This window comes from Streptomyces sp. NPDC049970 (genome assembly GCF_040660235.1).
In the GTDB taxonomy this organism is placed as follows: domain Bacteria; phylum Actinomycetota; class Actinomycetes; order Streptomycetales; family Streptomycetaceae; genus Streptomyces.
The window spans coordinates 304,105-327,417 of sequence record NZ_JBFALP010000002.1; the positions used below are offsets into that span (position 1 = coordinate 304,105).

A 23,313-nucleotide genomic window follows, 5' to 3' on the forward strand; every position below is an offset into this window, starting at 1 on the left:
CCTGGCCATCGCGGAACCGGCGCTGACCTTGTGAACCGGCTAAGGCGGTTCTAGCAGTTCTCCGAACCATGCTGCAACCGTCTAAGGTGGTTCCATGGCTGCTGCGTTCCCCGACTTCCGCCTCGGTACTGTGCTGGCGACCAGCTTCACGGGGACTCTGTCGGAGCGCCGTGGCGACCCTGTGGAGCGCATTCCCGTGCCGCACCGGCTGGTCGACTGGCTGGCAGTGAACGGCCTCGCCGTGGACTCCTGCACCACTGCCCAGCTAGACCTCGCGCGGGAACTGAGAGAGGCGATCCACGCCGCCGCGACAGCGGCCGCGATCCAGGAAGCTCTCCCCGCGTCTGCTGTCCAAGTGATCAACGACCGCAGCGCCCGGGGTCGGGCCGCCGCGATCCTGACGCCCGAGGGCCGCCGACGATGGCGGCTCGGCTCTGCTTCCCGCGTGGAAGACGCCCTCGGCGTGATCGCCGCCGACGCGATCAGCGTCATCGCGGGTGAACGGGACGGGAGACTGGCCCTGTGCGCGTCACCGACCTGTCGAGCCGCCTTCTTCGACACCAGTCAGAGCCGCAGCCGCAGGTGGTGCGACATGAACACGTGCGGGAACCGCCAGAAGAAGGCGCGCTTCAATGCCGGCCGACGAGGAAGCCCCGGACCGGCGGAGTGACCGTTCCCCTCGGTGTCGTCCAAGGGGGCTCATGCCCGGGAGCCTCGCAGTATGAGTACCTCGCGCCGCCTGCCTTGAGTACGCCCGCCGGTGCGGCGCCTCCGGGCAGGGCGTTGGGTGGGGGCATGAAGGAAATAGCCCCGCTGCTGAAGCCCGCGACCGAAGAGTTCACGGACCGCACCCGCTTCCGGTCCGTCCTGTCCGCTCTACTCTTCGTGCCCGCAGCGCTGGTGCTCGGGCTACTCACCCTCACCTCCGAGCGGGCCGGCCGCTGCCTGACCTACGGGGAGGGCTGCGGCTCCTCGCTGCCCGGATGGCTGTTCCCGTGGAGCCTCGGGCTGGGTGCCGTGGCCTTCGTCGTCGCGCTGGCAGCATCTGCGGTGCGGGTGCGGCGGATCGCGCTGGGTGCGCAACTCCTGGGAGAGGGAGCGGCGTTGATGGTGATCCTCAGCCATGGGTAAGACGCCCCGGATGCCGAACGTATCCTGAGATGTCTTACGGCGGCGTTAGTCTGAGGATCATGCCGGACGCCTCCCCTCTCATACAAAGCCTGCGTGCCGCGGTTGCCGCCGCTCCCGCCGATGTACCCCTGCGGCTGCATCTGGCCCAGCTCCTGCTGGAGGCGGAACGCTTCGATGACGCCGTCGCCGAAGCAGCCGTAGCCCTGCAGCACGCACCGGGTGACACCCAAGCCCGGGCCCTGATGGCCCGGGCGATGGGCGCGGAGCCCCTGTCGCCGGAGCAATCTCCGCAGTCGGAGCAACCCTCGCGCCTGCGCACCGGGTTCGACTGGAAGGCCGCCGCAGAACAGGTCGGGGACGCCGTGCCGCCGCGGTTCGCCGAGACGCCGGTCCGCGCGGACGGACAGGACGACTCCGCAGATGCCGAGGCGTGGGACGTGGAGGAGCCCGGTTCCCTGCGGCTGGCCGATGTCGGCGGCATGCAGGACGTCAAGGACCGTCTGGAGGCTGCCTTCCTCGCCCCACTGCGCAACCCCGAGCTGCGCAAGCTGTACGGCAAGAGCCTCCGCGGCGGGCTGTTGCTGTACGGGCCGCCCGGCTGCGGCAAGACGTTCGTCGCGCGGGCGGTGGCCGGTGAACTCGGCGCCGCGTTCCTGTCCGTGTCCGTCAACGACGTCCTCGACATGTGGATCGGCAACTCCGAGCGCAACATGCACGAGATCTTCGAGACCGCCCGCCGCCAGGCGCCCTGCGTCGTCTTCCTGGACGAACTGGACTCCCTCGGCGCCAAGCGCAGCCGCACCGCGCACAGCGGCATGCGTAACACGGTCAACCAACTGCTCAGCGAGCTGGACGGCATCGACTCGGCAGCGAACGAGGGCGTGTTCGTACTGGCCGCCACCAACGTGCCCTGGGACGTGGACAACGCTCTGCGCCGTCCCGGCCGCCTGGACCGGACGATCCTCGTCCTGCCGCCCGACCGGCCCGCCCGGGAGGCGATCCTCCGTCACCACCTGCGGGACAGGCCCATCGAGAACATCGACCTGGGCAAGCTGGCCAAGATCACCGACGGACTGTCCGGCGCGGACCTGGCCCATGTCTGCGAGGCCGCGGCCGAGCGGGCACTGCTGGACTCGGCGCGCACCGGTACCGTGCGGATGATCGGCATGAAGGACCTGCTGGCCGCCGCGCACGACGCCGTACCATCCGCCGAACCGTGGTTCGCCTCCGCGCGCAACGTGGCGATGTTCGCCAACGAGGGCGGCATGTACGACGACCTGGTGGCATATCTGAAGAAGAGGCGCAAGCTGTGACCGCGACCCTGCACCCCACCGTGGAGCGGGCCGACCTGCTCATCGACCTCAAGCGGTACGAGGAGGCCAGGGAGCTGCTGGCCGGGCGGCTCGCGGAGGATCCCGAGGACGTCCGGGCCTGGGTCAAGCTTGCCCGCAGCCACCTCTTCGGAGACAAGGAGGAGGGCGCGAAGGCGCTGGAAGCCACCGACCGGGCGCTGGCCCTGGATGCCGAGGACATCGGGGCCCTTACCATTCGCGCCCACGCCCTGCGGGCGTCGGGCCGCTTCCCGGAGACCGAAGGTGTGCTGCGCGAGGTGATCCGCCTGGACCCTGACCACTGGCACGGTCATGCGCTGCTCGCCAACTGGCTGTGGCGCATCAGGATGATCACCTCCGGACAGGCCAACGGCGGCACGGTCCGGCGCGAGGACATGACGGCCGGCCTGCGGGAGTCCGACGAACTCGTCCGGGAGGCCATCCGGTTGGGCCCCGAGGAGGTGTACGCCTACGAAGTGGCGTTGCTGATCGCCGACATGGCGGGCGACCGGGCTGCCGCCGACATATGGGAGGGGGCAATCCTCCGGATCGACCCGCAGCACGAGGAGGCCCTGACCCGGAAGGCGAAGAAGGCGGCGACGGCCCCCGGCGTCAAGGCGACTGAGGCGGCCACCCTGTACGCCGACGCGCTGTCCTCCGCCCCTGGCTCGACGCTGATGCAGGGCGGCCTGGACGAGGCCTCCTACCGCCTGCTGCGCGGCGTCCGCTGGCTGGCCCTGCTCTGCCTGGGCCTTGCCGCCACAGGCATCGACCTGTTCGCCACGGACGGGGAGACCCAGCGGGAGCTGCCGCTGGTGCTCGGTCAGCGGCTTTGGGACCTCGTCACCATGGCCGCCATCTGGGGCCTGGGAGCCCTGCTGCGGTATCGCCGCCTGCGCGCCGGTATCCAGGTCAACCTACTCTCGCTCATCCGGCGCCGTACCTGGCCCCGCATCGTCCTGGGCCAGGCGGCGTGGGCCATGCTCTGTGCGCTGCTGATCACCCAGATCCCCTGGACGCAACGCACGCTCCCGCTCGTGCTGTTCTGGGCCGGCATCGTGCCGACGGTGGCGACGATGTGGTTCGACCGGAGGAAGACCGGCTGAGCCCAGCGCCGGCATTCCTGGATCCGGTACTCCCTATGCCGCTGGAGGCGGTGCATCCAGGAAGCTCATGCCGGGAAGTTCGATGTCCACTGGGCCGCTGGGTCTGGTGTGCTGGTACGGCAAAGTCGGCAGGGGGCGGCCTCGAGCTCATAGACAGGTTTCTGGGCGCCCGCCTGGAGCACGACGGCACCCTGCTTCCGCCCCCTGTGGAACGGGGAACGATCGCGTCTACGGCGCTACTGCCCGCGGACTAGGCGTCAAATTCGCCGCGCCAGGCGAAGTCCAGCAGTGCATCCGGCAGATAGCCGGACTTGACCTCGATCGGAATGCCTTCGGCCTTTGCGAGGCACGCCACAGCCAGCGGAGCGATGGCCACGACGCCTTCGATATTCTGGGTGCGGTCCTCGTTGGCCGTCCAGTACGCCTTGTGCCAGCGCAGAGCGTCGTTCAGGGCCTGGTTGAAGCCCTCCGCGTCGTTATGCAGGTAGCGATAGAACATCATGATCGGGGGGTACTTCAGCTTACCCATGGTCTCGGTGTCGAGGATGCGAGCTGCCTCCGGAGCGCTCAGGTCCACCGCCTTCACCAGGTGCTGGCTGACATCGTCCCGCCGCAGCCAGAAGCTCTGAAGAGTAGCCACCCAGGAGTAGACGTACTCGTCCAACACGCCACCGCAGTCACGCAGCAGCGACATGGGCACTCGCGCCAGCATGTCGAGACGGGCTGTCTCCCGGCAGATCAGCGCCAGGCAGAACGCGTTGATCCACGTCCCCGCATTGAGGTAGAGCTGTGGGCCGGTAGCGGTGAGCTCTCGTTCCGTCTGGCGGATCTTGCAGGTCACCGTATCCTGATCGGTGGACGCGGCGGCGAAGACTGCCGAGTGCACCTGCATAGTCAACAGCCAGGACTCCCAGGTCTCCACCATCACCGCGTCCGGGTCGCCGATGCAGCGGATGCGCGCCACGTTCAAGGATGTCGTCAGCGACGCGCTCCTGGTGCCGTGTGAGGTCTCGATGGTTTGCAGCGAACTGGCCAGGGATTTCTCCATGACAGGAAGGACTGTCTCCATCGCAGCCGTCGGATAGCTCTGTCGGGACACGCTCGTGACCACTGATCTCCCCTGTCAAGTTCAGATTTTGAAGTATTCGAGGACCGCGCCGGCGTACGAGCCCTTGCCCTCGGCGGCCTTCACCATCGCATACTCCAAGTTTCCGCTCTCAAGTGCCGGTCTCAGCTCGGCCACCAGTTCGGCATTAGTCCAGACTTTCCCTGCCCCGTCGGTCACTGAAAGCAAAGGGCGGGCTTCCATTTCGGCGAGGATGGTCTCCAGGTAGTGCCTGGTGCCCTGCTGCACCATCAGGTCTGCGGCGGCACCCTTGCCCCTGCGCCAGATGAGTCCCGAACCTGGTGCCTTCGCCTCGATGATCACGAGCTTGCCATTCGGCCGCCGGTACAGCTGGTCGAACATGTTGGCGCCGTTCGGTGTCTTCGGAAGCGGCTGCTCCACCGCACCCTTGAACCGTTCGGACACCACGTGCAGTCGCGCGGCGTCCTCCCCCAGCCGCTCCGAATAGCTGCTGTTGTTGGACGTCTGATCGTCGAAGTGATCAATGAACTGTTGCCGAGTACGCTGCACTTCCGCCAACGTTTGCTCGGTCGGTGCGATCTTGTGCGCCCGCTCGGCGTTGGACAGGTCCACGGAGACCTTGCGGTCCTTCGCGACATCGTCGAGATGGTCGATCTGGTCGACCGGGGTGGTCCCGCGGGTCAGCGGGTCACGGCCGAACCTGCTCTCAGACGGTGCCGAAGGCAGGTCGTGCTTAGAAATCCAGGATCCGTTGCTGTCCTTCGCCAGAATGGGCAGCTCGACCCCGTCGATCTTGGCGCGGACGCTAAGGCGATGACCGTCCGACCGGTAGTACAGATCGAACCAGGACTTGTCAGGGCTGTTCGCCAGCCGGACAAACTCGTCCTGCTTGACCTTGATCTCCTCAGCGGTCAGTTGTCGGTCGCCTGAGGGGTGCGTTTGGGCTGCATCATCCGCGCCGTGCGCCGCGGCGTCCAGGCTGCCTGCCCCCGGAGCCTGCGGGAGGTGGGTGCCGCCGCCCGTAGGCGGGGGCTCATGGTGGCCACCACCCTCGGGGCCATCCACGTGGCTGCCAGTACCGGAAGGGGTGTCGCCGTGGCCGGTACCCGACGGGCCTTCGGCGTGGCCGCCGCTGCGGTGGGTGCTGTCCAGGTTGTTCGTGGGCATGTGGTCCGGGATACGGCCGCTGGGGGCGCGGTCCGCAGCCCCGTTTCCAGGCGGAACGCCCTCGGCCCGGCGGACATCGCCCAGGTCGTCGCCCACCCGTCCCCCTGCGCCGACCAACACAGGCTGCCGGGCCGGGGTTTCCACCCGTGCGTGGTCCGGGGTTTCCGTGTCCGCGTCGGCCTTGCCGGCTTCCTTGCGGGCGTCCTCCGCGCGTTGGACGACGTTGCCGTTCTCGTCGTAGAGGTTGCCCTCGCGGTCCGCGTACGCCGCGCCCTCGTCAAAGGGGTTCTTGACCGTGCCTTCTGGGAGGGCGATCACTCCCTCCGGGAGTCTCACGGTGCCGTCCGCGAGCCGGACCGCTCCCTCCGGGATCGCCGCGCCCGCCGGGAGGTCGACCGTTCCGTCGGCCAGGCGTACGGCGCCCTCCGGAAGGGTGAAGACGTTGTCCGGGAGTGGCGGGATCTCGACGGCGCCCAGGCCCTTGAGGCCGGTCATGGCGTCGCCGATCTTCGTCAGGCCGAAGCCCGCGCCCTTGAAGACGTACGTCATCGGGTCCACGAACCGGCTCACCTTGCCCGCCGTGGACAGGGCCTTGGCGGCGAGGGCCGCCTTGCCGCCGCCGGCGACCGCGCCTCCGGTGCCGCCGGTGAAGACGGTGGTGACGACGTTGAAGGTGACCGCGCCGGCTGCCCGGGAGGGGTTCTCGCCCCACTGGTCGTAGGCGATCAGCGCCTTGCCGGTCTCCTTCATCGCCGTGCGGGACTCACGGAGCCAGGAGGGGAGGTCCTCGTCCTTCGCCGTCCAGTAGGCGGGTCCCGCGGCGACGGTCAGCACGAGGCCGGTACCGAGCTGGGCCAGTCCCTTCCACGCCTGGCCGGCCGCGTCGAAGCCGTCGAAGCCCACCAGGGTGCCCAGGCCCTTGACCGTGCCCCAGACCCCGTCGACGAAGAAGCCCTTGGTGAAGTCCCAGGCGTGCTCCCACACCTGCCAGCCCGGGGTGGACTCGACGAGTGGATCACCCCAGGGCAGCCCTTCTGCCTGCTTGAGGGTCTCGGCGTCGTAGCCGTACTGGTGCGTGCCGTCGGAGCCGTCGCTCTTCTTCAGGGGCAGGAGGCAGACCAGGGCGACGATCTTGTTGTAGCAGGCGATCTCGGCGTCCTGGAACGCTGCCAGGGTCTCGGCGATCTCGTCGCGGCGGTGGTTGTTCTCTTCGATCAGGTCGCCGTCCTCGCGCCACTTGTCATCGGCGTTGACCTTCACGAGGAACGCGCCGGCGTCCCTTTTGATCTCCTTGAGCTTCTCGACCAGGGGATGGACCTCGTCCGAGTACGTGCTCAGGGCGCCTGCGATGGTCTTGAGGTCGGACTGCAGCGTCTTCCCGCTGTCCGCGACCGGTTTCGTCGTCGCGAACAGCTGTTCCGCCTCGGGGGCCTGGTAGAAGGCCTGGAGACCGCCGAAACTGCTGTGGACGTCACCGGTGGTCGTCGCGATGGTCGTCCCGGCCGAGGTCAGCTCGGTGACCTTCACGTCCAGGGTCGCCAGGTTTCCGGTGAAGACCGGGATGCCCTCCAGGGGGATCGGCTGGTCGTTGCTCACTTGTGCCCCCCGGGAGCGTCCTTCAGCAGGTCCAGCCGCACGGCCTTTGCGGCGTCCTGGGCGTGCTTCGCCGCGTCCAGGTCGCCCGCCACGTACTCGTTGGTGGCTTTCGCCGCCCCCAGTACGGCGGCCTGGATGCGTTCCGCCATCGACTTCAGGTAGCCCTGGCGCATTTCCATGTACTGGCTCAGCGCCGAAGCCACCGGCCCGAGCGTGGGCGTCGACAGCGGGGCGGCTCCCACCGGCACCGGACCCTGCACCGGCAACGAGGCCTCCGTGCCGGGGACGGCCGTCCCCGCAGCCGTCGCCGCCTCCGACATCGTCGTGACCAGAGCCGTCAGGGCCTTCTCCAGGTCACCCGCGTGTGTGCCGGTGACCTGCAACTGGCCCTGGACTCCCTGCGGCTTGATGTCCCACGCCGTCATGACCGCCCCACCCCCCCCGTACCCGTTTCCCACCGCACGTGCCACTGCCCCGACCACCCGGAGGAACGTTCCTCCAGGTACGGGTGCGCAGTGGATCAGCCGATGTTGTCGACCGCGGCCTTCGCGCGCGAGAGCGTCTGCTGCGCGGTGCCGTCGTTCTTCTCCAGCGTCGTCTTCAACAGCCGGATGATGTTCCTGACCTCGTTCGAGGTGCTGTTCCAGCGCAGTTCCTTGCCGTGGTACTCGTCCGCGACCCCGTCGGCGGCGAAGTCGGCCATCGCCGCCTTCACCTGGGCGTCACGCGCCGCGATCACCTGCTCCAGGCGGGCGATGACCGCCTGGATGTTGCCCTGCGCCTCCGTGGACGCGCCCGTGTCGTACGAACGGCGGTCACTGTCCGTGGCCATAGTCGATTACTCCCCGTGGAATGAGATCCGAGCCAGCCGTGCAGAAGAGAGAAGAGCGGGACGGTCAGCCGCGACCGGAGAAGCGGGCCGCGTCGAAGTTCGCCGCCGCCATGTGCGACTTGGCGTTCTCGCCCTGCTCCTGGTCGCCCTCGCCGAACGCCGCGTCCATCCCCGACTGGCCACCGAGCAGCGCGGACAGCGATCCGTTCAGCGCCGCGGTGATCTCGTCCGAACGCGACTTGAACGAGTCGAACGCCACCTTGCCGGCACCGTTGAACTTGCCCTCCAGCGGCTGCGCCGCCTGGATCAGATGATTGATCAGCGTGCCCAGGTCCGTGCTCGACTCCGTGGAACGCGACATCAGGTTCGACAGAACCGATGCCCCCATATCGAACTTCATCAGGTTCCCCCCGCCAGACTGAACAACCGTACGAATGCCCATGTCTATCAACCCGGACATCGCTGATGCAATCAGCAATCAGGTCACTGTGACCGTCCCATGACAGTCCGGCAGGCCGCGTCAGGTCCCCTTGAGATGCCGCGTCAGCCGTTCGAGGTCCTGCCAGCCCGACAGGTCCGACGGGTCGCCCGGCATGGGGTAGTACAGCGCCGGACGTGCCCTGGGACCGAGCTGAACAGGTGCCGCTGCCAGGGGAGTACGCCGGGCGCGGTCGCCCGGCAGCGCCCGGACCTCCTCGGTGCCGAGCACGAAGGCCAGCGGGACGCCGGGACCTTCGAAGCGCGGCGGCACCGCGAGATCGCGGCGCGCTTTGCGGAGTTGTACGAGCATCGACTGGAGCCGGTGCCGGGTGGCGAGCACCTCGGCGACCCCGGGCAGCGCGTCCAGCGGCACTTCCTCGTCGGCTCCGTAACCGAAGGCCAGTGTCACCTCCTCCTCCACACCCGCCGTCGTGCGGGTGACGCGCACGGTGGCGAGCCCGGGGCGCTCCGGGCTGCCGACGACCACGGCCCAGGTCGGCCGGGGGGACCGCTCGAAGGCGAGGTCGGTGAAGCGCTGCGGTGACCAGGGGAGGTTCGCGGGTTCCGCCGTCCCCCAGCCCGCCGGGGGCGCACCGGTGAGCTCGCGCCACACCGCCTCCAGGCCGCCGCCGAGCACCAGCCCGTCGTTCGCGGGGTGGACCGAGCGGAACGTCAGGGCCAGCTGGCGTTCGCCGGTGTCCGACACCTCTCCGTACGACGCGGCGACCAGGTTCTGCGTGTCCTCGGGGGTCGACCCGGGGGCCCCGACCGGCGCGAAGAGGCCGTCCTGCCAGCGCAGCACGGCTCCCGACAGCCCGTCGTAGTAGCCGTCCCGTTCGTCCTGGACGACCCAGCGGGACGGCCATGTGGCCAGGAGGTGGCGTACGGCGGGGGAGAGTGTCGTCCCGGGCGGTGTGACGACCTGGAGTCCGAGACCGGCCTCGGCGGCTGCCTGGTAGGCGTCCGAGAGCCACGCCGTCAGGGCGACCACCGGACGGTCCTGGATGACGACGGCGACCTTCTCCGTGAGTACGTCGACGGCGGGAACCGCGGAGGCCGGGGTGGGCGCGACGCTTACACCCTCGGTGGCCACCACGGCGAGCGAGCGGGCGGCCTCCGGAGGCCAGGCGGAACCACCGGCCAGGTGCGCGAGCCGGGCGGCGAACGTGCCCGCGAGCAGTTCGGCCTCCGCGACCCCGGTGGTGGCCCGGGCCTCCGTCCACCAGAACGGGACGGGCGGCGAGGTGGCCCCGAGCAGCCGTTCCGCCTCGCCGGCGACCTGGACGAGCAGCGAGGCCTCGACGGCGACCAGCGGACGGCCCTCCGAGTCGCAGAGCTGCACGACGGCACCGTCGCCGTGGGTGTCCACCAGCTTGTCGGGACCGCCGGAGAGCAGCCCCACGAGCACGGTCCACGGGTCGGGCATGCGGGTGGTGAGGGCGATGACGTCCTTCGTCATGGGGTCGTCCGGTCCTTCGTCGTTCGTATCGGCACGCCAGGGGTCATTCGGGCGTGTACACCGTCTGGATCAGGCGGTTCGACTGGCCCCGGCGGACCAGCACACCGCGGCCCGCCGGCTGCCTGCTCGCGTACACACCTGGGAAGAGCTGGCCTTCGCTGCGGTCACCGTCCATCAGGACGGCCGAGGCGCCCGACTCGCGCAGACCCTGCACCAGGGGCTCGTACATGCCACGCGAGGCACCCGCGACCCGGCGGGTCAGGACGAAGTGCAGACCGATGTCCACGGCTGACGGGATGTAGGGCATGAAGGGGGCGAGCGGTGACTGGCCGGCGGTGGTCAGTACGTCGTAGTCGTCGACGAGTACCACGATCCGTGGGCCGGTGCCCCAGTTGCCGGGTTCGAGGTCCTCGGGGGGTGTGCTGTCGTCGGGCAGACGCTTCTCCAGCTCGGTGGCGATTCCGGCGGCGAGGCCCCCGCAGAGCCTGGTGTTGTAGGCGTACCCGCCGTTGAACTCCTTGGGGATCGCGCCGCGCAGGCTCCGCCTCGGGTCCATCACGGCGAAGACCAGTTCGTCCTCGCCGTAGCGGTCCATGAGTCCGTGGGCGACGCTCCTGAGGAGATTCGTCTTTCCGCACTCGCTGTCTCCCATGACGAGCAGGTGCTGGTCGTGGTGGAACAGGTCGAGCAGTACGGGTGCGAGCGCCGTCTGGTCCAGTCCGATCGGCACCCGGTGCGGCTCGGCCACCGGACCCGGCAGGAGACGCGGTTCCAGGACGGACGGCAGGACCCTCACCGGTTGGGCGACCTCTCCGCTCCAGTTGGCACGGACCGTACGGGCCGTGCGTTCCAGGACCGCGCCCAGGTCCGCGGTGTCGGTGAGTCCGTCGGTACGCGGCAGTGAGGCCTGGGCGAAGAGTCTGCCGTCGGTGAGCACGCGGCCGCGGTCCTCGGGTGACAGGGTCCCGGAGAGCTTGCGGTCGATGCTGGACTCGCCGGGATCGTTCAGCCGCAGCTCGACGCGGGTGCCGAAGGCGGACTGGGTGGCGATGCGTACGTCGTTCCAGCGGAGCATGCCCGCGACCACGTGGATGCCGTAACCTCCCCCGCGCTTCAGGATGTCGGTGACCGCGTCGTCCAGTTCCTCGAAGTCGTCACGCAGTGCGCCGAAGCCGTCGACGACCAGGACTATCTCCGCGGAGGCCAGTTCGGGCAGGCGCCCCGACGCGTGCAGGGACCGCAGTTGCTCGACGGAGTCGATGCCGTGGTCGCGGAAGAGCTGCTCCCGCGCACCGAGCATGCTCCGCACCACCTCGACGGTGCGTCCCGCGCGCTCCCGGTCGGCGCGGCCGGCGATACCGCCCACATGGGGCAGGCCGGCCAGCGCCTGGAGCCCGCCGCCGACCAGGTCGAGGCCGTAGACACCGACCTGCTGCGGGGTGTGGGTCAGCGCGAGGGAGAGGACCAGACTCCGCAGGAGCGTCGTCTTGCCGGACTGCGGACCGCCGATGACGGCGGCGTGACCGCCCGCCACCGTGAGGTCCAGGTACCAGCGGCCCTGCCACTGCCTGGTCGGGTCGTCGAGCAGCCCGAGCGGTACCTGGAGCGGCCCGCGCCGCTTGGCGAGCTGCATACCGCGCGGCCCGGCGTCCAGGGGTCCCGCGACCTTGTCCAGGGTGATCGCGCCGGGCAGCGGCGAGAGCCAGATGCTCCGCACCGGTCCGGCGGCGCCCTCCAGCTGTCCGACGACGACGCCCATCTCGGTCGGTCCCGTCTCGCGTCGCCGCGACGCGGGCTCCCGGGAGCCCGCGTCGTCCGGTGCGGAGAGGGTGTTGAACGCCTCGTACTCCAGGGCGAGAGGTCCTGTCTCCTCCTCGTCCGCGTCCCGCACGGGGCCCCGGTAGCCGCCCGAGACGTAACTGGCCTTGAAGCGCTCGTAATGGCTGGTGTCCACCTTGAGGTAACCGAAGCCGGGCAGCGGCGGCAGGTGGAAGGCGTCCGTGGTGTCCAGCACCGTGCGCGACTCGTCGGCGGAGAAGGTACGAAGGCCCAGGCGGTAGGAGAGGTAGGTGTCCAGGCCTTTGAGCCTGCCGCCCTCGATGCGCTGGCTCGACAGCAGCAGGTGTACGCCGATGGAGCGTCCGATGCGGCCGATGGACAGGAACAGGTCGATGAAGTCCGGCTTCGCGGTGAGGAGTTCGCCGAACTCGTCGATGACGACGAACAGGTGCGGCAGCGGCTCCAGGTCTGGGCGCCTCTCGGCGCGCAGCGCGGCGTAGTCCCCGATGTCTGCGACGTTGCCCGCGTCCTTGAGCGCCTGCTGGCGGCGCTTCACCTCACCGGCGAGGGAGGCGTGGACCCGCTCGACGAGCCCCGCCTGGTTCTCCAGGTTGGTGATGACGCCGGCGACGTGCGGCAGGTTCGCGAACGGTGCGAACGTCGCACCGCCCTTGTAGTCGATCAGGACCAGCGCGAGGTCCTCCGGGGGGTGCGTCATCACCAGGGCCAGGACGAGCGCGCGCAGGAGCTCGGACTTTCCGGAACCGGTGGCGCCGACGCACAGTCCGTGCGGGCCCATGCCGAGCTCCGAGGACTCCTTCAGATCCAGGAGCACCGGTTGGTGGGAGTCGCTGATGCCGATGGGTACACGGAGGAAGGCACGTTCACCGCGCGGCGCCCACAGGCGTGCCAGGTCCAGGTGCGCCACGTCGTCGACGCCGAGCAGGCCGGCGAAGTCGACGGCCCCCGTCAGGGGAGCGTCCACGAGCGACTCGGCCGACAGGCGCAGGGGTGCCAGCATCCGGGCCAGTCCCTCGGCGAACGGGATGCCGACCTCGTCCACGGTGCCGTGGGCGCTGACGGGTTCCTGCTCGCGCAGGTCCTCGATGAGTACGTCAGGGCCGTCGACGGTGACCCGGATGCCGACGTGTCCTGGCTCGTGGACTCGCTGTTCGAGCAGGTGCAGGACCGTGACGCCCATCTCGCTCAGGCCCACGGCGTCATCGGGCCGCGGCAGGTCTACGGCGTCCTCGCCGTGTCCGTCGGCGACGACGAGCAGCCGGGAGGTCATGGACAGGGCGTCCTTGCCGGCCAGACCACGGCGTACCTCGGCGGCGTAGGAGGCGCGGCGTCGCAGCTCGGGACCGAGCTGCCTGGCGAGCTGGGGCAGGGAGGGGGCGATGCGGCGGGCGGCGACCGGGCCGTCGAACTGTTCCGTGTCCAGCAGGTGCGGCAGCCACTTCGCCCAGTCCCAGTCGGCGACCCGGTCGCCCGGCACGGCCAGTGCCATCGCCACGTCGTCGGGCGCGTGTGCCGCTGCGGCCTGCACGAACAGGGCGCGTACGACGCGCAGGCAGTCCTCGAGGGGGCCGATGACGCTGATGTTGCCGACCCGGTCGAGCGGCACGGTGAGCGGGAGTTCCGTGCCGGTGCGGAACCGGGTCATCAGCGCGGACGCCTCGTTGAGCATGAAGAGGTCGGGCGGCGTCAGTGCCGACGAGCCCTGGTCGCCGATCTTCAGGTCGCGTACCGGCATCTCGCCGGTGCCGACGCGCACGCGCAGGAAGTCGCCGTCGACGCGGCGCCGTTCCCAGAGGCGTGCGGGATCGCGCACGATGTCGTACAGGGCGTGGGGCGGTGGGTTGAGGACGTCGGCGCGTGCCCGCCGCGCGCGTTCCTCGGCGGAGAGCTCCTCGCGGAGGTCCTCGACGTAGGTGAGGTAGGCCTCGCGCTGGGTGCGGCGGGTGCGCTGCGCCTTCCCGCGCTGGGAGAAGAGGAGTGCGACGGAGCCGATGACCGTGACGACCAGGATGATCGCGCCCAGCGCGGCGAACTGGCTGTTGCGCACGACCGTCATCATCACGACGGACGACATGACCCCGGCGACCGGCAGCAGCGACATCGCGATGTTTCCCGCCTTCCCCTCGGGAAGGTTGGGAGGCGCCTCGATGGTGCGTGCGGGGGAAGCGGCCGGTGGCCTGGTGGTCCTGGCCGGGCGGTGTATCAGTCGGGTGCTCATCGTCGTCCGTCACTCATCGTCGTCACTCGTCGTCGGCACTCTTCGTCCGTCACGGTCGGGGTCGGCGCGGTAGGGAATCAGCGACGCCGCTGGGAGAGCTGGAAGACGTCCGCGGCCAGACGTGTGGCGGCCAGCCGCGTCGGACGGGCCAGCAGTGCGGTGTGGATGGCGCCGCCGGCGGCCAGATGCCGGTCGTACGGGAGGACCTGGACGCTCGCTCCGGTGGACCTGAGCTCGTGTGCGGCCTTGTCGAGGTCGATGCCGGCCCGGGGTGCCTGTTCGGTGAGCACGACGACCGTGCCCTCTATGACGTACGGAGGCAGTCCCCGCATCCACTCGAGCACGTTGTACGTGCTCGTCACGCCTTCCAGCGTGGCCGGGGCGGCCAGGACCCGGGCCTGGGAGGCGGACAGCGCGACCCGGGCGACCTCGGCCGGCAGGGTCTCGCAGTCGACGACCGTCACACCGAAGTAGCGGCGCAGGGAGACCATGACCCGCTCGTAGGCCCTGGTGTCCAGCATCGCGCCGATCCGGCCCTGACTGCCGGGCAGCAGCCAGGCGTTGTCGGGGAGCTGGACGAGGTAGCCGGTGACGTCGAGCAGGGACATCTGCGGTTCGACGATGTCCGCGACGTCGCCGGTGGTCCAGCGCAGGCTCTCCGCGCCGAGCCGCAGCGGCAGCGAGCCGAGCGCGGGATCGGCCTCGACGAGTAGGACCGGGTCCCGCCGGTAGTGCGCGTACGTGGTGCCGAGGAGCGCGACGACGGTCGACTTGCCCGCGCCGCCCCGGATCGAGGTGACGGCGATCTGCCGGCCGGTCGTCACCGGCTGCTGGAGCAGCTCGGCGGCACGGGTGATCTCGGCGACCTCGCGCGCCGCCGAGGAGGAAATGATTCGGCGCACGGCGCGCACGGCACGGGACGCGACCGGCTCCCCGTGGCGTGGTCCACGAGCCGCAGCGGCCAGACCGTCGCTCACCACGGGCCGGGAGTCAGGGGTGTTGCGGGGAGGCCTTGAACCCGGAACGTAGGACTGCTGTTCCCGGCCCCGGCCTCCCGGGCGCCCGGGAGCCTCGGACTCAACCGGGGCGGCGGGTGCGGGAAGGCCCTGGCCCGGCACGGTGGCGCCGCCGCCCGGACCGCGGGGCGGATCCCCGGCCGCCTGCCCGCCCGGCTGGGCGGAGCCTCTCAGGTCGCGCAGCACATCGCCCTGCCAGTTGTCCGCGTTCGGCATGACTGCCCCCTCCTCCGCGGCGCCGTCCCCCGGGACGCCCGCGTTGACTCAGAACTTGTTGAGCAGCTGCCCGAACACGCCGAACGCACCGACGGCGAGAGGGAAGAGCGCCACCATGCCGACGGACTCGACCAGATCGGCGGTGCGGCGCAGCCGGACCCGGACGTGCTCCGGCGGCTCCACCGCCAGAACCAGCAGCGGCAGTAGCGCCGCCACGCACAGCAGGATGATCGGACCCGCGCCCCCGGAGTGCTGCATCCACAGCATCACCAGACGCACGACGAGGACGGCCGCGGCAGTGAGGAGCGCCACCACCTCCGCGATCAGAGGGAACGCCCGTGCCCTCGACAGGAGGACCACGGCCACGAGCGAGGCCAGCACCACCGTCCAGGCCGTCGGTTTCCCGGCCTGCGTGATCAGCCAGCCGGCGGCGGACGCCGAGGCGGCGGTCGCCAAGGTGGCCAGCGCCAGACCTCGGTGGGTGGCCGCGAGCGCGTCACCCACCGCGTACCGGCTGACGGACACACCGACCGAGCGGCGGTCGTCGAGTGCGGTGAGCCCCGACGCCATCAGCGCGAGCCGTGGCAGCACACCGAGCAGCACCACGGAGAAGATCGCCATGACCGCGCCCAGCCGGGCGGGGTCACCCTGTACGGCGGCGGCGCCCTCCCACACGACGGTCAGCGCGGCCGTGGCCGCGCCGCCGATGAGCCCCCCGCGGCCCAGCGGCGAGAAGTAGCCGAGCAGTACCGACGTGAGGACCAGGGCGCCCGCGACAGCCGCGAGGCGCGCGGTCCCCGGCCAGTCGTACGCGTCGGCGGCGGTCCACGCGGTGAGGACGCCGAGTACGCCGGAGAGGAGCAGGAGCGCGGTCGCCAGGCCGCGGTTGCCCTGTCCTGCCTTCGAGGCGACCGCACCGGCCGCCAGCAGCACGAGGGTGACGGCCGACAGGGCGCCGGCCAGGGCGTCGAGCGGGAACTCACGGCGGGCGAGCAGTGCGGCGATCACCGCGAAGGCGACCGTCGCCAGGCCCGCAGCGGCCCGGCGTGCCGCGGGGCGCCAGCGCCACGCCTGCACCCCCAGGTCGTCTGCCACCTGATCGGTGACGTCGTGCACCACGGGAGCGGGCGGTGCGGCGTGGGTCCGCACGAGTCGAAGTACCGCGCCGTCGGCGATCCCGGCGGACGCGAGTGTGCTGTCCTGCGGCAGCGCGGAGCCGTCGGATGTCATCAACTGCCGCGTCAGCGGCCGCGAAGCCACCCGGTCGTCGAGCAACTGCAGGATGTCCGGCAGCAACTGACCGATCGGTGTGTCGGAGGGCAGGACGATGTCGGCCCGGCGCCGTTCGCCGACCAGGGTCACCCGGCTCAGTTCCGTCCGGGAGGTCATTGCTGTGCTCACCACTTGCGGGAACCTATCATCACGATTTTGCGATCTTCCGGCGCCGATCGGGCACGTACGGCGTTGGCCGTTTCTGTTCTCATGTCGGTTGAATCCCCCTGTGTTCACTCGGGGATTTCACCGGAACTCCTACGTCCGCGAATTGGCCGGCGTGGTCGTACTGCTGTGTCCGGCGCTGCTGCTTCTCCTGCTCGGCCTTCTGCTTCTCCAACGTGTGCTGGAGGAAGGACCATCCGACGCAGCCCGCGCACAGTACGGCGGCGATGGCGATTCCCGCGAACACCTTTCCGAGCCGCTCGTCCGCCGTGCGCCGTGCGCGTTGCGCGCCGAACAGCAACGCGTCGCGCATCCTGCGTCGGCGTACGCCCACCGACTCCAGCAGCTGGCTGTCGTAATCCCGTGCCATCGGTAGTCCGTCGCCCCGGTCGTTCGTCGCGTCAGTCGGTCGCTTCGAACCTATGGCACAGACGGGTGAGGAATCCGTTCGACCCCCTCCGGCGGCCGGAATCCGGTCATCCCTGCCGCAGCGCGAACCACAACTCCGTCCGTACGTCCATGTCGTCCAGGTCCGCGTCCAGCAGCGTCCCGCACCGGGCGATGCGCTGCCGGACCGTGTTGCGGTGGACCTTGAGGGCGACCGCCGTGCGGTCCCAGCTGCCGTGGAGGCTCAGCCAGCAGCGCAGGGTTTCGGCCAAGGGCTCGGTCAGCGGCGCCAGCAGTGTGCGGGCGTGGGCCTCGGCGCGGTCGGCCGGGATCAGGCCGGCCAGGCCGCCGATGCCGGGGCGGTGCGTGACCAGTGGGGTGCGGGTCGCCTCGGCGTGGCCCAGGGCGCGGGCCGCCCGGGTGTCGGCGGCGGGCAGGGCGCCGGCTTGGGCGGGTTCGGAGGCGCCGAGGGTCCAGCCGGGCTGCGGGCTCACCTCGCGGTGGCCGGGGAGCAGGACGCGTACCGTCTCGCGGTCCACGTCCGACAGGGCCGAACCCAGGGCCGCGCCCAGGGCCCCCGCGGTCAGCGGGTCGGCCGCGGTGCCGTCGGCGCGGCGGGCGTGGACCACCGTCCAGTTGTCGGCCTCGCCCAGCAGCGGGGCCACCTCGGCGGGTTGAGCGCCCAGCAGCAGCCGTACGAGCGCCGCCGAACGGCCCGCCGCGTCGGCCCCCTGGTGCGGGGCGGTGAGCAGGGAGAGCAGGACGGCCGCGATCCCCGCGACGGTGTGGTCGCCGGAGTCGCGCCGGGGCGTCGCCAGGACGAGGGCCAGGCCCTGCGATCCGCCCAGTGGGTACGCCGACAGCTGGGTGCCGTCCCGGGTGTCGGTCGCCGACGAGGGGCTCGGCTTACGGCCCGCCGCGGCAACCGGGGCGGAGCCCCGGGCCGCGCCCGGAGCGGGAGTGCCTCCAGGGGGTGCGGGCGGGGCCACCACCCGGGCCAGCCGGGCCAGCGCCGCCGACACGTCCGGTGCCGGCCGCACGCCCGCCGCGTGCAGTTCGGCGCCCTCGGCCGTGAGCAGCGCGACCCGGCCCTCCAGCTGTACGGCCAGCTGCCGGAGCACGGCGGGTACCGGGTCCGGGCGGGCCGCCGCCGTGGCGAGGGCCTGCTGGGCCCGGGTCACCCGGCGCAGTTCGCGGTGCCGCGCCTCGGCCATCAGCCGCCACACGGCCCGGGCGATCGTGGTGAAGCGGGTCTCGGGGGGCACCTCTACCAGCGGCAGGCCGTGCCGGTCGCACGCCTCCACCAGTGCGTCGGGCACCGTGTCGTACACCGGCGCCACCCCGAAACCCAGTGCCGCCGCCCCTGCCTGGACCAGCCGGGCCACATAGGTGTCCGCGTCGGTGAGCTGGACCCCGGCGGTCAGCAGCAGCTCCCCGCCGAGCAGGTACGGGTACGGGTCGGCCATCTCCGAGGTGTGCACCCACAGCAGGTCCGCGTGGACCGGGCCGGCGATCCGGCGCAGGCCCAGCTCCTCCCGGGCCAGCAGTTCGGCCAGCGGGATCGGAGGGGCGGGGGGCCCGGCGGGGGAGTCCGGCATGGACGGTCCATCCACTCAATGGGTCAAGGATGGAGGAAACGTACACTTCAGCGGCGGCTTTCGGCCACCTAGCGTCTTCCTGACCACCCCGAAGCACCCCCGCCCCCAGTGGAACCGAGACGGAGGAAAGCCCATGGCTGTCGACTACGCGGTGATCGTGGTCTATCTGGTCGGCATGCTCGCCATGGGCTGGTGGGGCATGCGCCGCGCCAAGTCCAAGAGCGAGTTCCTGGTCGCCGGACGGAGGCTCGGCCCCTGGATGTACTCCGGCACCATGGCCGCGATCGTCCTCGGCGGCGCCTCGACGATCGGCGGCGTGGGCCTCGGCTACCAGTACGGCCTCTCCGGCGCCTGGATGGTCTTCGCGATCGGCCTCGGGCTGCTCGCCCTGTCCGTCTTCTTCTCCGCGCGCATAGCCCGGCTGAAGGTCTACACCGTCTCCGAGATGCTGGACCTGCGCTACGGCGGCCGGGCCGGGCTCATCTCCGGTGTCGTCATGTGGGCGTACACCCTGATGCTCGCGGTCACCTCGACCATCGCCTACGCCACCATCTTCGACGTCCTGTTCGACATCAACCGGACCGTCGCGATCATCCTCGGCGGCACCATCGTCGTCGCGTACTCGACGCTCGGCGGCATGTGGTCGATCACGATCACCGACATGGTGCAGTTCGTCGTCAAGACCATCGGCGTCCTGCTCCTGCTCCTGCCGATCGCCGTCGTCAAGGCGGGCGGCTTCAGCGAGATGAAGGCGAAGCTGCCGACGGAGTACTTCGACCCGCTGGGCATCGGCGGCGAGACGATCTTCACCTACGTCCTGATCTACACCTTCGGCATGCTCATCGGCCAGGACATCTGGCAGCGCGTGTTCACCGCCCGCGGCGACCGGACCGCGCGCTGGGGCGGCACCGTCGCCGGCACCTACTGCCTGGTGTACGCGATAGCGGGCGCCGTCATCGGTACGGCGGCCAAGGTGATGTACCCGAAGCTGCCCAGCGCGGACGCGGCCTTCGCGACGATCGTGAAGGACGAACTCCCCGTCGGCGTACGCGGACTGGTGCTGGCCGCCGCGCTCGCCGCGGTGATGTCCACCTCCTCGGGCGCGCTGATCGCCTGTGCGACCGTGGCGAACAACGACATCTGGTCGCGGCTGCGGGGGGCGGTCGCGTCCAAGGACGGCGGGGAACGGGACGAGGTCAGGGGCAACCGGGCCTTCATCCTCATCATGGGCGTGGCCGTCATCGTGATCGCCATCGCGCTCAACAACGTCGTCGAGGCGCTGACCGTCGCCTACAACCTGCTGGTCGGCGGGCTGCTGGTGCCGATCCTCGGCGGCCTGCTCTGGCGCCGCGGTACGGCGGCGGGCGCCCTGGCCGCCGTGGCGGTCGGCGGTACGGCGGTGATCGGGCTGATGGCGGGATACGGCATCCTCGCCAACGAACCGGTCTACTACGGGCTGCTCGCCTCGCTCGCCGTGTACGTCGTCGTCTCGCTGGCGACGAAGCCCACCGACGCGGCCGTGCTGACCGCCTGGCGCGAACGCCTGGCCGGCCGGGGCGCCGAGGAACCGGCCACCCCGGACCCGGTCACCGTCTGATCCCGGCCATCGGGGGGCCGGTGGAAGCCGGCCCCCTGGTAGACCGAATACCGTATGAACGCCCACAAGGCGTGCACAGCCCAACGAAAGGCACCCGCACCCATGAGCAGCAACGAAGCGCCGCGCGGCCCCGTCGATTCCTCCCGCGTCCCGCGGTACGCCGGACCCGCGACGTTCGCCCGGCTGCCGCGGCTCGACGAGGTCGGCACCGCCGACGTCGCCGTGGTCGGCGTGCCTTTCGACAGCGGCGTCTCCTACCGCCCCGGCGCCCGCTTCGGCGGCAACGCCATCCGCGAGGCCTCGCGCCTCCTGCGCCCGTACAACCCCGCGCAGGACGCCTCGCCCTTCGCCCTCGCCCAGGTCGCCGACGCGGGTGACATCGCGGCGAACCCCTTCAACATCAACGAGGCCGTCGAGACCGTCGAGGCGGCGGCCGACGGTCTGCTCTCCACCGGTGCCCGGCTGATGACGCTCGGCGGTGACCACACCATCGCGCTGCCGCTGCTGCGTTCGGTCGCGAAGAAGCACGGCCCCGTCGCCCTGCTCCACTTCGACGCCCACCTGGACACCTGGGACACCTACTTCGGCGCGGAGTACACCCACGGCACCCCGTTCCGCCGGGCCGTCGAGGAGGGCATCCTCGACACCGAGGCGCTGTCCCACGTCGGAACCCGCGGGCCGCTGTACGGCAAGAAGGACCTCACCGACGACGCCAGGATGGGCTTCGGCATCGTGACCTCCGCCGACGTCATGCGGCGCGGCGTCGACGAGATCGCCGACCAGCTGCGGCAGCGCATCGGCGACCGGCCGCTCTACATCTCCATCGACATCGACGTGCTCGACCCGGCGCACGCCCCCGGTACCGGCACCCCGGAGGCGGGCGGCCTGACCTCGCGCGAACTCCTGGAGATCCTGCGCGGGCTGTCCTCCTGCCACCTCGTCTCCGCCGACCTGGTCGAGGTCGCCCCGGCCTACGACCACGCCGAGATCACGTCCGTCGCCGCCTCCCACACGGCGTACGAGCTGACGACGATCATGTCCCGCCAGATCGCGGAAGGCCGCACCAAGTGAGTCACGACCACGACGACCGACCGCAGCTCACCGCCGCGCAGGCCGAGGCGGCCCTGAGGCCCCCGGCAGGGCGCAACGGCGGCGACCTGGTCGTCGAGACCCTCCAGGGGCTCGGCGCCACCACCGTCTTCGGGCTGCCCGGACAGCACGCCCTCGGCATGTTCGACGCGCTGCGCCGCTCCTCGCTCTCGTACGTCGGACTGCGCGTCGAGAACAACGCGGGCTTCGCCGCCGACGCCTACGGCCGGATCACCGGCGAGGTGGCCCCGCTGCTGCTCTCCACCGGCCCCGGCGCGCTGACCTCCCTGGCCGCGCTCCAGGAGGCGGCCGCGGCCTCGGCGCCCGTGCTGGCGATCTCCAGCCAGATCCCCACGGCCGGGCTCGGCGGCGGACGCCACGGATACCTGCACGAACTCCGCGACCAGCAGGCATCCTTCCGCGGCGTCGTGAAGTCCGTGCACACCGTGCGCACGGCGTCGCAGATCCCGTCCGCGATCGCCGCCGCCTGGGAGTCCGCGCTGACCGCCCCGCACGGGCCGGTCTGGGTCGAGATCCCGCAGGACGTGCTGCTCGCCGAGACGCTCCTGCCGGTCGTCAGCGCCCTCGACGCCACCCCGCGAGAGCTGTACCCGCGCCCCGAGCTCACCCTGGTGGCCGCTCACCTGCTGTCGAACGCCGAACGTCCGGCGATCATCGCGGGCGGCGGAGTCGTGCGGTCGGACGCGGCGGGCAAGCTGCTCGCGCTCGCGGAGAAGATCGACGCCCCGGTCGTCACCACCTTCGGCGGCAAGGGCGCCTTCCCCTGGGAGCACCCGCTCTCGCTCCAGTCCTGGCTGGAGGACCGCTACACCACGGACTTCCTGGAGTCCGCGGACGTGCTGCTGGTCGTCGGGTCCGGGCTCGGCGAGCTCTCCTCGAACTACCACACGTTCGCCCCGCGCGGCCGGGTCGTGCAGATCGAGGCCGACGCCGGGAAGCTGGAGTCCAACCACCCCGCGCTCGGCATCCACGCCGACGCCCGCGAGGCCCTCGCCGACCTCCTGGACGCGGTGGAGCCACGCGAGGACGAGGGCGCGGCGGAGCGCGTCCGTGAGCTGCTCGGGAAGATCGGCGACCGCATCGCGGCGCAGGACCTCACGCTGGAGCGGCAGGTGCTCGCCTCCGTCCGCGAGGCGCTGCCCGACACCTCGCCCAGTTTCTGGGACATGACGATCCTCGCCTACTGGGCCTGGTCCGCCTTCGACGCCCGCCACCCGAACACGATGCACTCGGCGCAGGGCGCCGGCGGTCTCGGCTACGGCTTCCCCGCCGCCATCGGCGCCGCGGCGGCCGACCGGACCAGGCCTGTGCTCGCGGTCTCGGGTGACGGCGGCGCGATGTACTCGATCGCCGAGCTCGCCACCGTCCGGCAGTACGACCTGCCCGTCACCTGGCTGATCGTCGACGACGGGGGGTACGGCATCCTGCGGGAGTACATGACGGGCGCCTTCGGCGAGGCCACGGCGACCGAGCTCTCCCGCCCGGACTTCGTCGCCCTCGCCGAGTCCTTCGGCGTGCCCGCGGTCCTCACGACGCCGGAGTCCCTGGCCACCGACCTCGGCAAGGCCCTCGCGGCACCCGGCCCGTCGGTGGTGGTGCTCCCGGCGCTGCTGAGGATGTTCGAGCCGACGCACCTCTGAGCCTCGCCCCTCGCCGGGTCCGGACCGGCTTCCGGCCAGGACCGGCTTCCCGCCCGGACCGGGCGAGGGCGACGGCGTGGCGTCGGTCACCGCGCCCGGCCCGGA

Annotated in this window: 18 protein-coding genes; 7 read left to right on the top strand and 11 right to left on the bottom strand. The window is 70.9% G+C overall.

Translation table 11 applies throughout. The features are described from left to right. Positions 1–94: 94 nt before the first annotated feature. The 4 genes from AB0I83_RS04725 (at position 95) to AB0I83_RS04740 (ending at position 3,568) form a co-directional block, all read left to right on the top strand. Positions 95–670 carry a CGNR zinc finger domain-containing protein gene (locus AB0I83_RS04725; protein ID WP_363303598.1) on the top strand — a complete coding sequence of 192 codons (576 nt, stop codon included), beginning with the start codon at positions 95–97 and terminating at the stop codon, positions 668–670. 125 nt (positions 671–795) lie between these two features. Further along, entirely contained in the window at positions 796–1,131 is a 336-nt protein-coding gene (locus AB0I83_RS04730; RefSeq protein WP_363303599.1) for a hypothetical protein, read from the top strand. 59 nt (positions 1,132–1,190) lie between these two features. After that, complete coding sequence (locus AB0I83_RS04735) at positions 1,191–2,444, top strand: ATP-binding protein (protein WP_363303600.1); 1,254 nt, start codon at positions 1,191–1,193, stop codon at positions 2,442–2,444. Further along, positions 2,441–3,568 carry a tetratricopeptide repeat protein gene (locus AB0I83_RS04740; protein WP_363303601.1) on the top strand — a complete coding sequence of 376 codons (1,128 nt, stop codon included), beginning with the start codon at positions 2,441–2,443 and terminating at the stop codon, positions 3,566–3,568. Before AB0I83_RS04735 ends, AB0I83_RS04740 begins: the two co-directional genes overlap by 4 nt. Before the next feature lie 250 nt (positions 3,569–3,818). Here AB0I83_RS04740 and AB0I83_RS04745 read toward each other — a convergent pair whose 3' ends face one another. The 11 genes from AB0I83_RS04745 to AB0I83_RS04795 all read right to left on the bottom strand — a co-directional run bounded on the left by AB0I83_RS04745 (position 3,819) and on the right by AB0I83_RS04795 (position 18,861). Beyond that, positions 3,819–4,616: an immunity 49 family protein gene (locus AB0I83_RS04745; RefSeq protein ID WP_363303602.1), complete on the bottom strand. Its 798-nt coding sequence runs from the start codon at positions 4,614–4,616 to the stop codon at positions 3,819–3,821. Positions 4,617–4,697: 81 nt separating this feature from the next. Beyond that, positions 4,698–7,418, bottom strand: coding sequence for a hypothetical protein (locus AB0I83_RS04750; protein WP_363303603.1), 2,721 nt, complete (start codon positions 7,416–7,418; stop codon positions 4,698–4,700). Further along, positions 7,415–7,843 (bottom strand): DUF6507 family protein, encoded by a 429-nt coding sequence (locus tag AB0I83_RS04755; RefSeq protein WP_322985132.1) that lies wholly within the window; start codon positions 7,841–7,843, stop codon positions 7,415–7,417. Before AB0I83_RS04755 ends, AB0I83_RS04750 begins: the two co-directional genes overlap by 4 nt. Positions 7,844–7,938: 95 nt before the next feature. Continuing rightward, positions 7,939–8,250 carry a pore-forming ESAT-6 family protein gene (locus tag AB0I83_RS04760; protein WP_322985133.1) on the bottom strand — a complete coding sequence of 104 codons (312 nt, stop codon included), beginning with the start codon at positions 8,248–8,250 and terminating at the stop codon, positions 7,939–7,941. Between the two features lie 64 nt (positions 8,251–8,314). Then, positions 8,315–8,650, bottom strand: a complete 336-nt coding sequence (locus AB0I83_RS04765; RefSeq protein ID WP_322985134.1) for a hypothetical protein — start codon at positions 8,648–8,650, stop codon at positions 8,315–8,317. A gap of 120 nt (positions 8,651–8,770) precedes the next feature. Beyond that, a complete protein-coding gene (locus tag AB0I83_RS04770) occupies positions 8,771–10,189 on the bottom strand; it encodes a DUF6177 family protein (protein WP_363303604.1) in 1,419 nt (472 codons plus the stop codon). A 43-nt stretch (positions 10,190–10,232) separates the two neighbouring features. After that, positions 10,233–14,207 (bottom strand): type VII secretion protein EccCa, encoded by a 3,975-nt coding sequence (gene eccCa, locus AB0I83_RS04775; RefSeq protein WP_363303605.1) that lies wholly within the window; start codon positions 14,205–14,207, stop codon positions 10,233–10,235. Positions 14,208–14,284: 77 nt separating this feature from the next. Further along, a complete protein-coding gene (locus AB0I83_RS04780; RefSeq protein ID WP_363303606.1) occupies positions 14,285–15,439 on the bottom strand; it encodes a MinD/ParA family protein in 1,155 nt (384 codons plus the stop codon). A gap of 48 nt (positions 15,440–15,487) precedes the next feature. Then, the gene (gene eccD / locus AB0I83_RS04785; protein ID WP_363303796.1) at positions 15,488–16,828 is read right to left on the bottom strand and encodes a type VII secretion integral membrane protein EccD; all 1,341 of its coding nucleotides are present in this window, start codon (positions 16,826–16,828) and stop codon (positions 15,488–15,490) included. Between the two features lie 91 nt (positions 16,829–16,919). Further along, a complete protein-coding gene (locus AB0I83_RS04790; protein WP_363303607.1) occupies positions 16,920–17,246 on the bottom strand; it encodes a hypothetical protein in 327 nt (108 codons plus the stop codon). 106 nt (positions 17,247–17,352) lie between these two features. After that, on the bottom strand, positions 17,353–18,861 hold the full coding sequence (locus AB0I83_RS04795) for a PucR family transcriptional regulator (protein WP_363303608.1): 1,509 nt from the start codon (positions 18,859–18,861) through the stop codon (positions 17,353–17,355). Between the two features lie 133 nt (positions 18,862–18,994). Between AB0I83_RS04795 and AB0I83_RS04800 the strand changes: the two genes are divergently transcribed. The 3 genes from AB0I83_RS04800 to AB0I83_RS04810 all read left to right on the top strand — a co-directional run bounded on the left by AB0I83_RS04800 (position 18,995) and on the right by AB0I83_RS04810 (position 23,208). Continuing rightward, on the top strand, positions 18,995–20,458 hold the full coding sequence (locus AB0I83_RS04800; RefSeq protein WP_363303609.1) for a sodium:solute symporter: 1,464 nt from the start codon (positions 18,995–18,997) through the stop codon (positions 20,456–20,458). A 102-nt stretch (positions 20,459–20,560) separates the two neighbouring features. After that, entirely contained in the window at positions 20,561–21,529 is a 969-nt protein-coding gene (gene speB, locus AB0I83_RS04805) for an agmatinase (RefSeq protein ID WP_356533829.1), read from the top strand. Then, on the top strand, positions 21,526–23,208 hold the full coding sequence (locus tag AB0I83_RS04810) for a thiamine pyrophosphate-binding protein (RefSeq protein WP_363303610.1): 1,683 nt from the start codon (positions 21,526–21,528) through the stop codon (positions 23,206–23,208). Before speB ends, AB0I83_RS04810 begins: the two co-directional genes overlap by 4 nt. Positions 23,209–23,313: the final 105 nt, after the last annotated feature.

Coding starts and splice junctions, on each gene's coding strand:
- AB0I83_RS04725 (WP_363303598.1), top strand. CDS start 95: ATGGCTGCTGCGTTCCCCGACTTCCGCCTCGGTACTGTGCTGGCGACC.
- AB0I83_RS04730 (WP_363303599.1), top strand. CDS start 796: ATGAAGGAAATAGCCCCGCTGCTGAAGCCCGCGACCGAAGAGTTCACG.
- AB0I83_RS04735 (WP_363303600.1), top strand. CDS start 1,191: ATGCCGGACGCCTCCCCTCTCATACAAAGCCTGCGTGCCGCGGTTGCC.
- AB0I83_RS04745 (WP_363303602.1), bottom strand. CDS start 4,616: ATGGAGAAATCCCTGGCCAGTTCGCTGCAAACCATCGAGACCTCACAC.
- AB0I83_RS04755 (WP_322985132.1), bottom strand. CDS start 7,843: ATGACGGCGTGGGACATCAAGCCGCAGGGAGTCCAGGGCCAGTTGCAG.
- AB0I83_RS04760 (WP_322985133.1), bottom strand. CDS start 8,250: ATGGCCACGGACAGTGACCGCCGTTCGTACGACACGGGCGCGTCCACG.
- AB0I83_RS04765 (WP_322985134.1), bottom strand. CDS start 8,650: ATGAAGTTCGATATGGGGGCATCGGTTCTGTCGAACCTGATGTCGCGT.
- AB0I83_RS04770 (WP_363303604.1), bottom strand. CDS start 10,189: ATGACGAAGGACGTCATCGCCCTCACCACCCGCATGCCCGACCCGTGG.
- eccCa (WP_363303605.1), bottom strand. CDS start 14,207: ATGAGCACCCGACTGATACACCGCCCGGCCAGGACCACCAGGCCACCG.
- AB0I83_RS04780 (WP_363303606.1), bottom strand. CDS start 15,439: ATGCCGAACGCGGACAACTGGCAGGGCGATGTGCTGCGCGACCTGAGA.
- eccD (WP_363303796.1), bottom strand. CDS start 16,828: ATGACCTCCCGGACGGAACTGAGCCGGGTGACCCTGGTCGGCGAACGG.
- AB0I83_RS04790 (WP_363303607.1), bottom strand. CDS start 17,246: ATGGCACGGGATTACGACAGCCAGCTGCTGGAGTCGGTGGGCGTACGC.
- AB0I83_RS04795 (WP_363303608.1), bottom strand. CDS start 18,861: ATGCCGGACTCCCCCGCCGGGCCCCCCGCCCCTCCGATCCCGCTGGCC.
- AB0I83_RS04800 (WP_363303609.1), top strand. CDS start 18,995: ATGGCTGTCGACTACGCGGTGATCGTGGTCTATCTGGTCGGCATGCTC.
- speB (WP_356533829.1), top strand. CDS start 20,561: ATGAGCAGCAACGAAGCGCCGCGCGGCCCCGTCGATTCCTCCCGCGTC.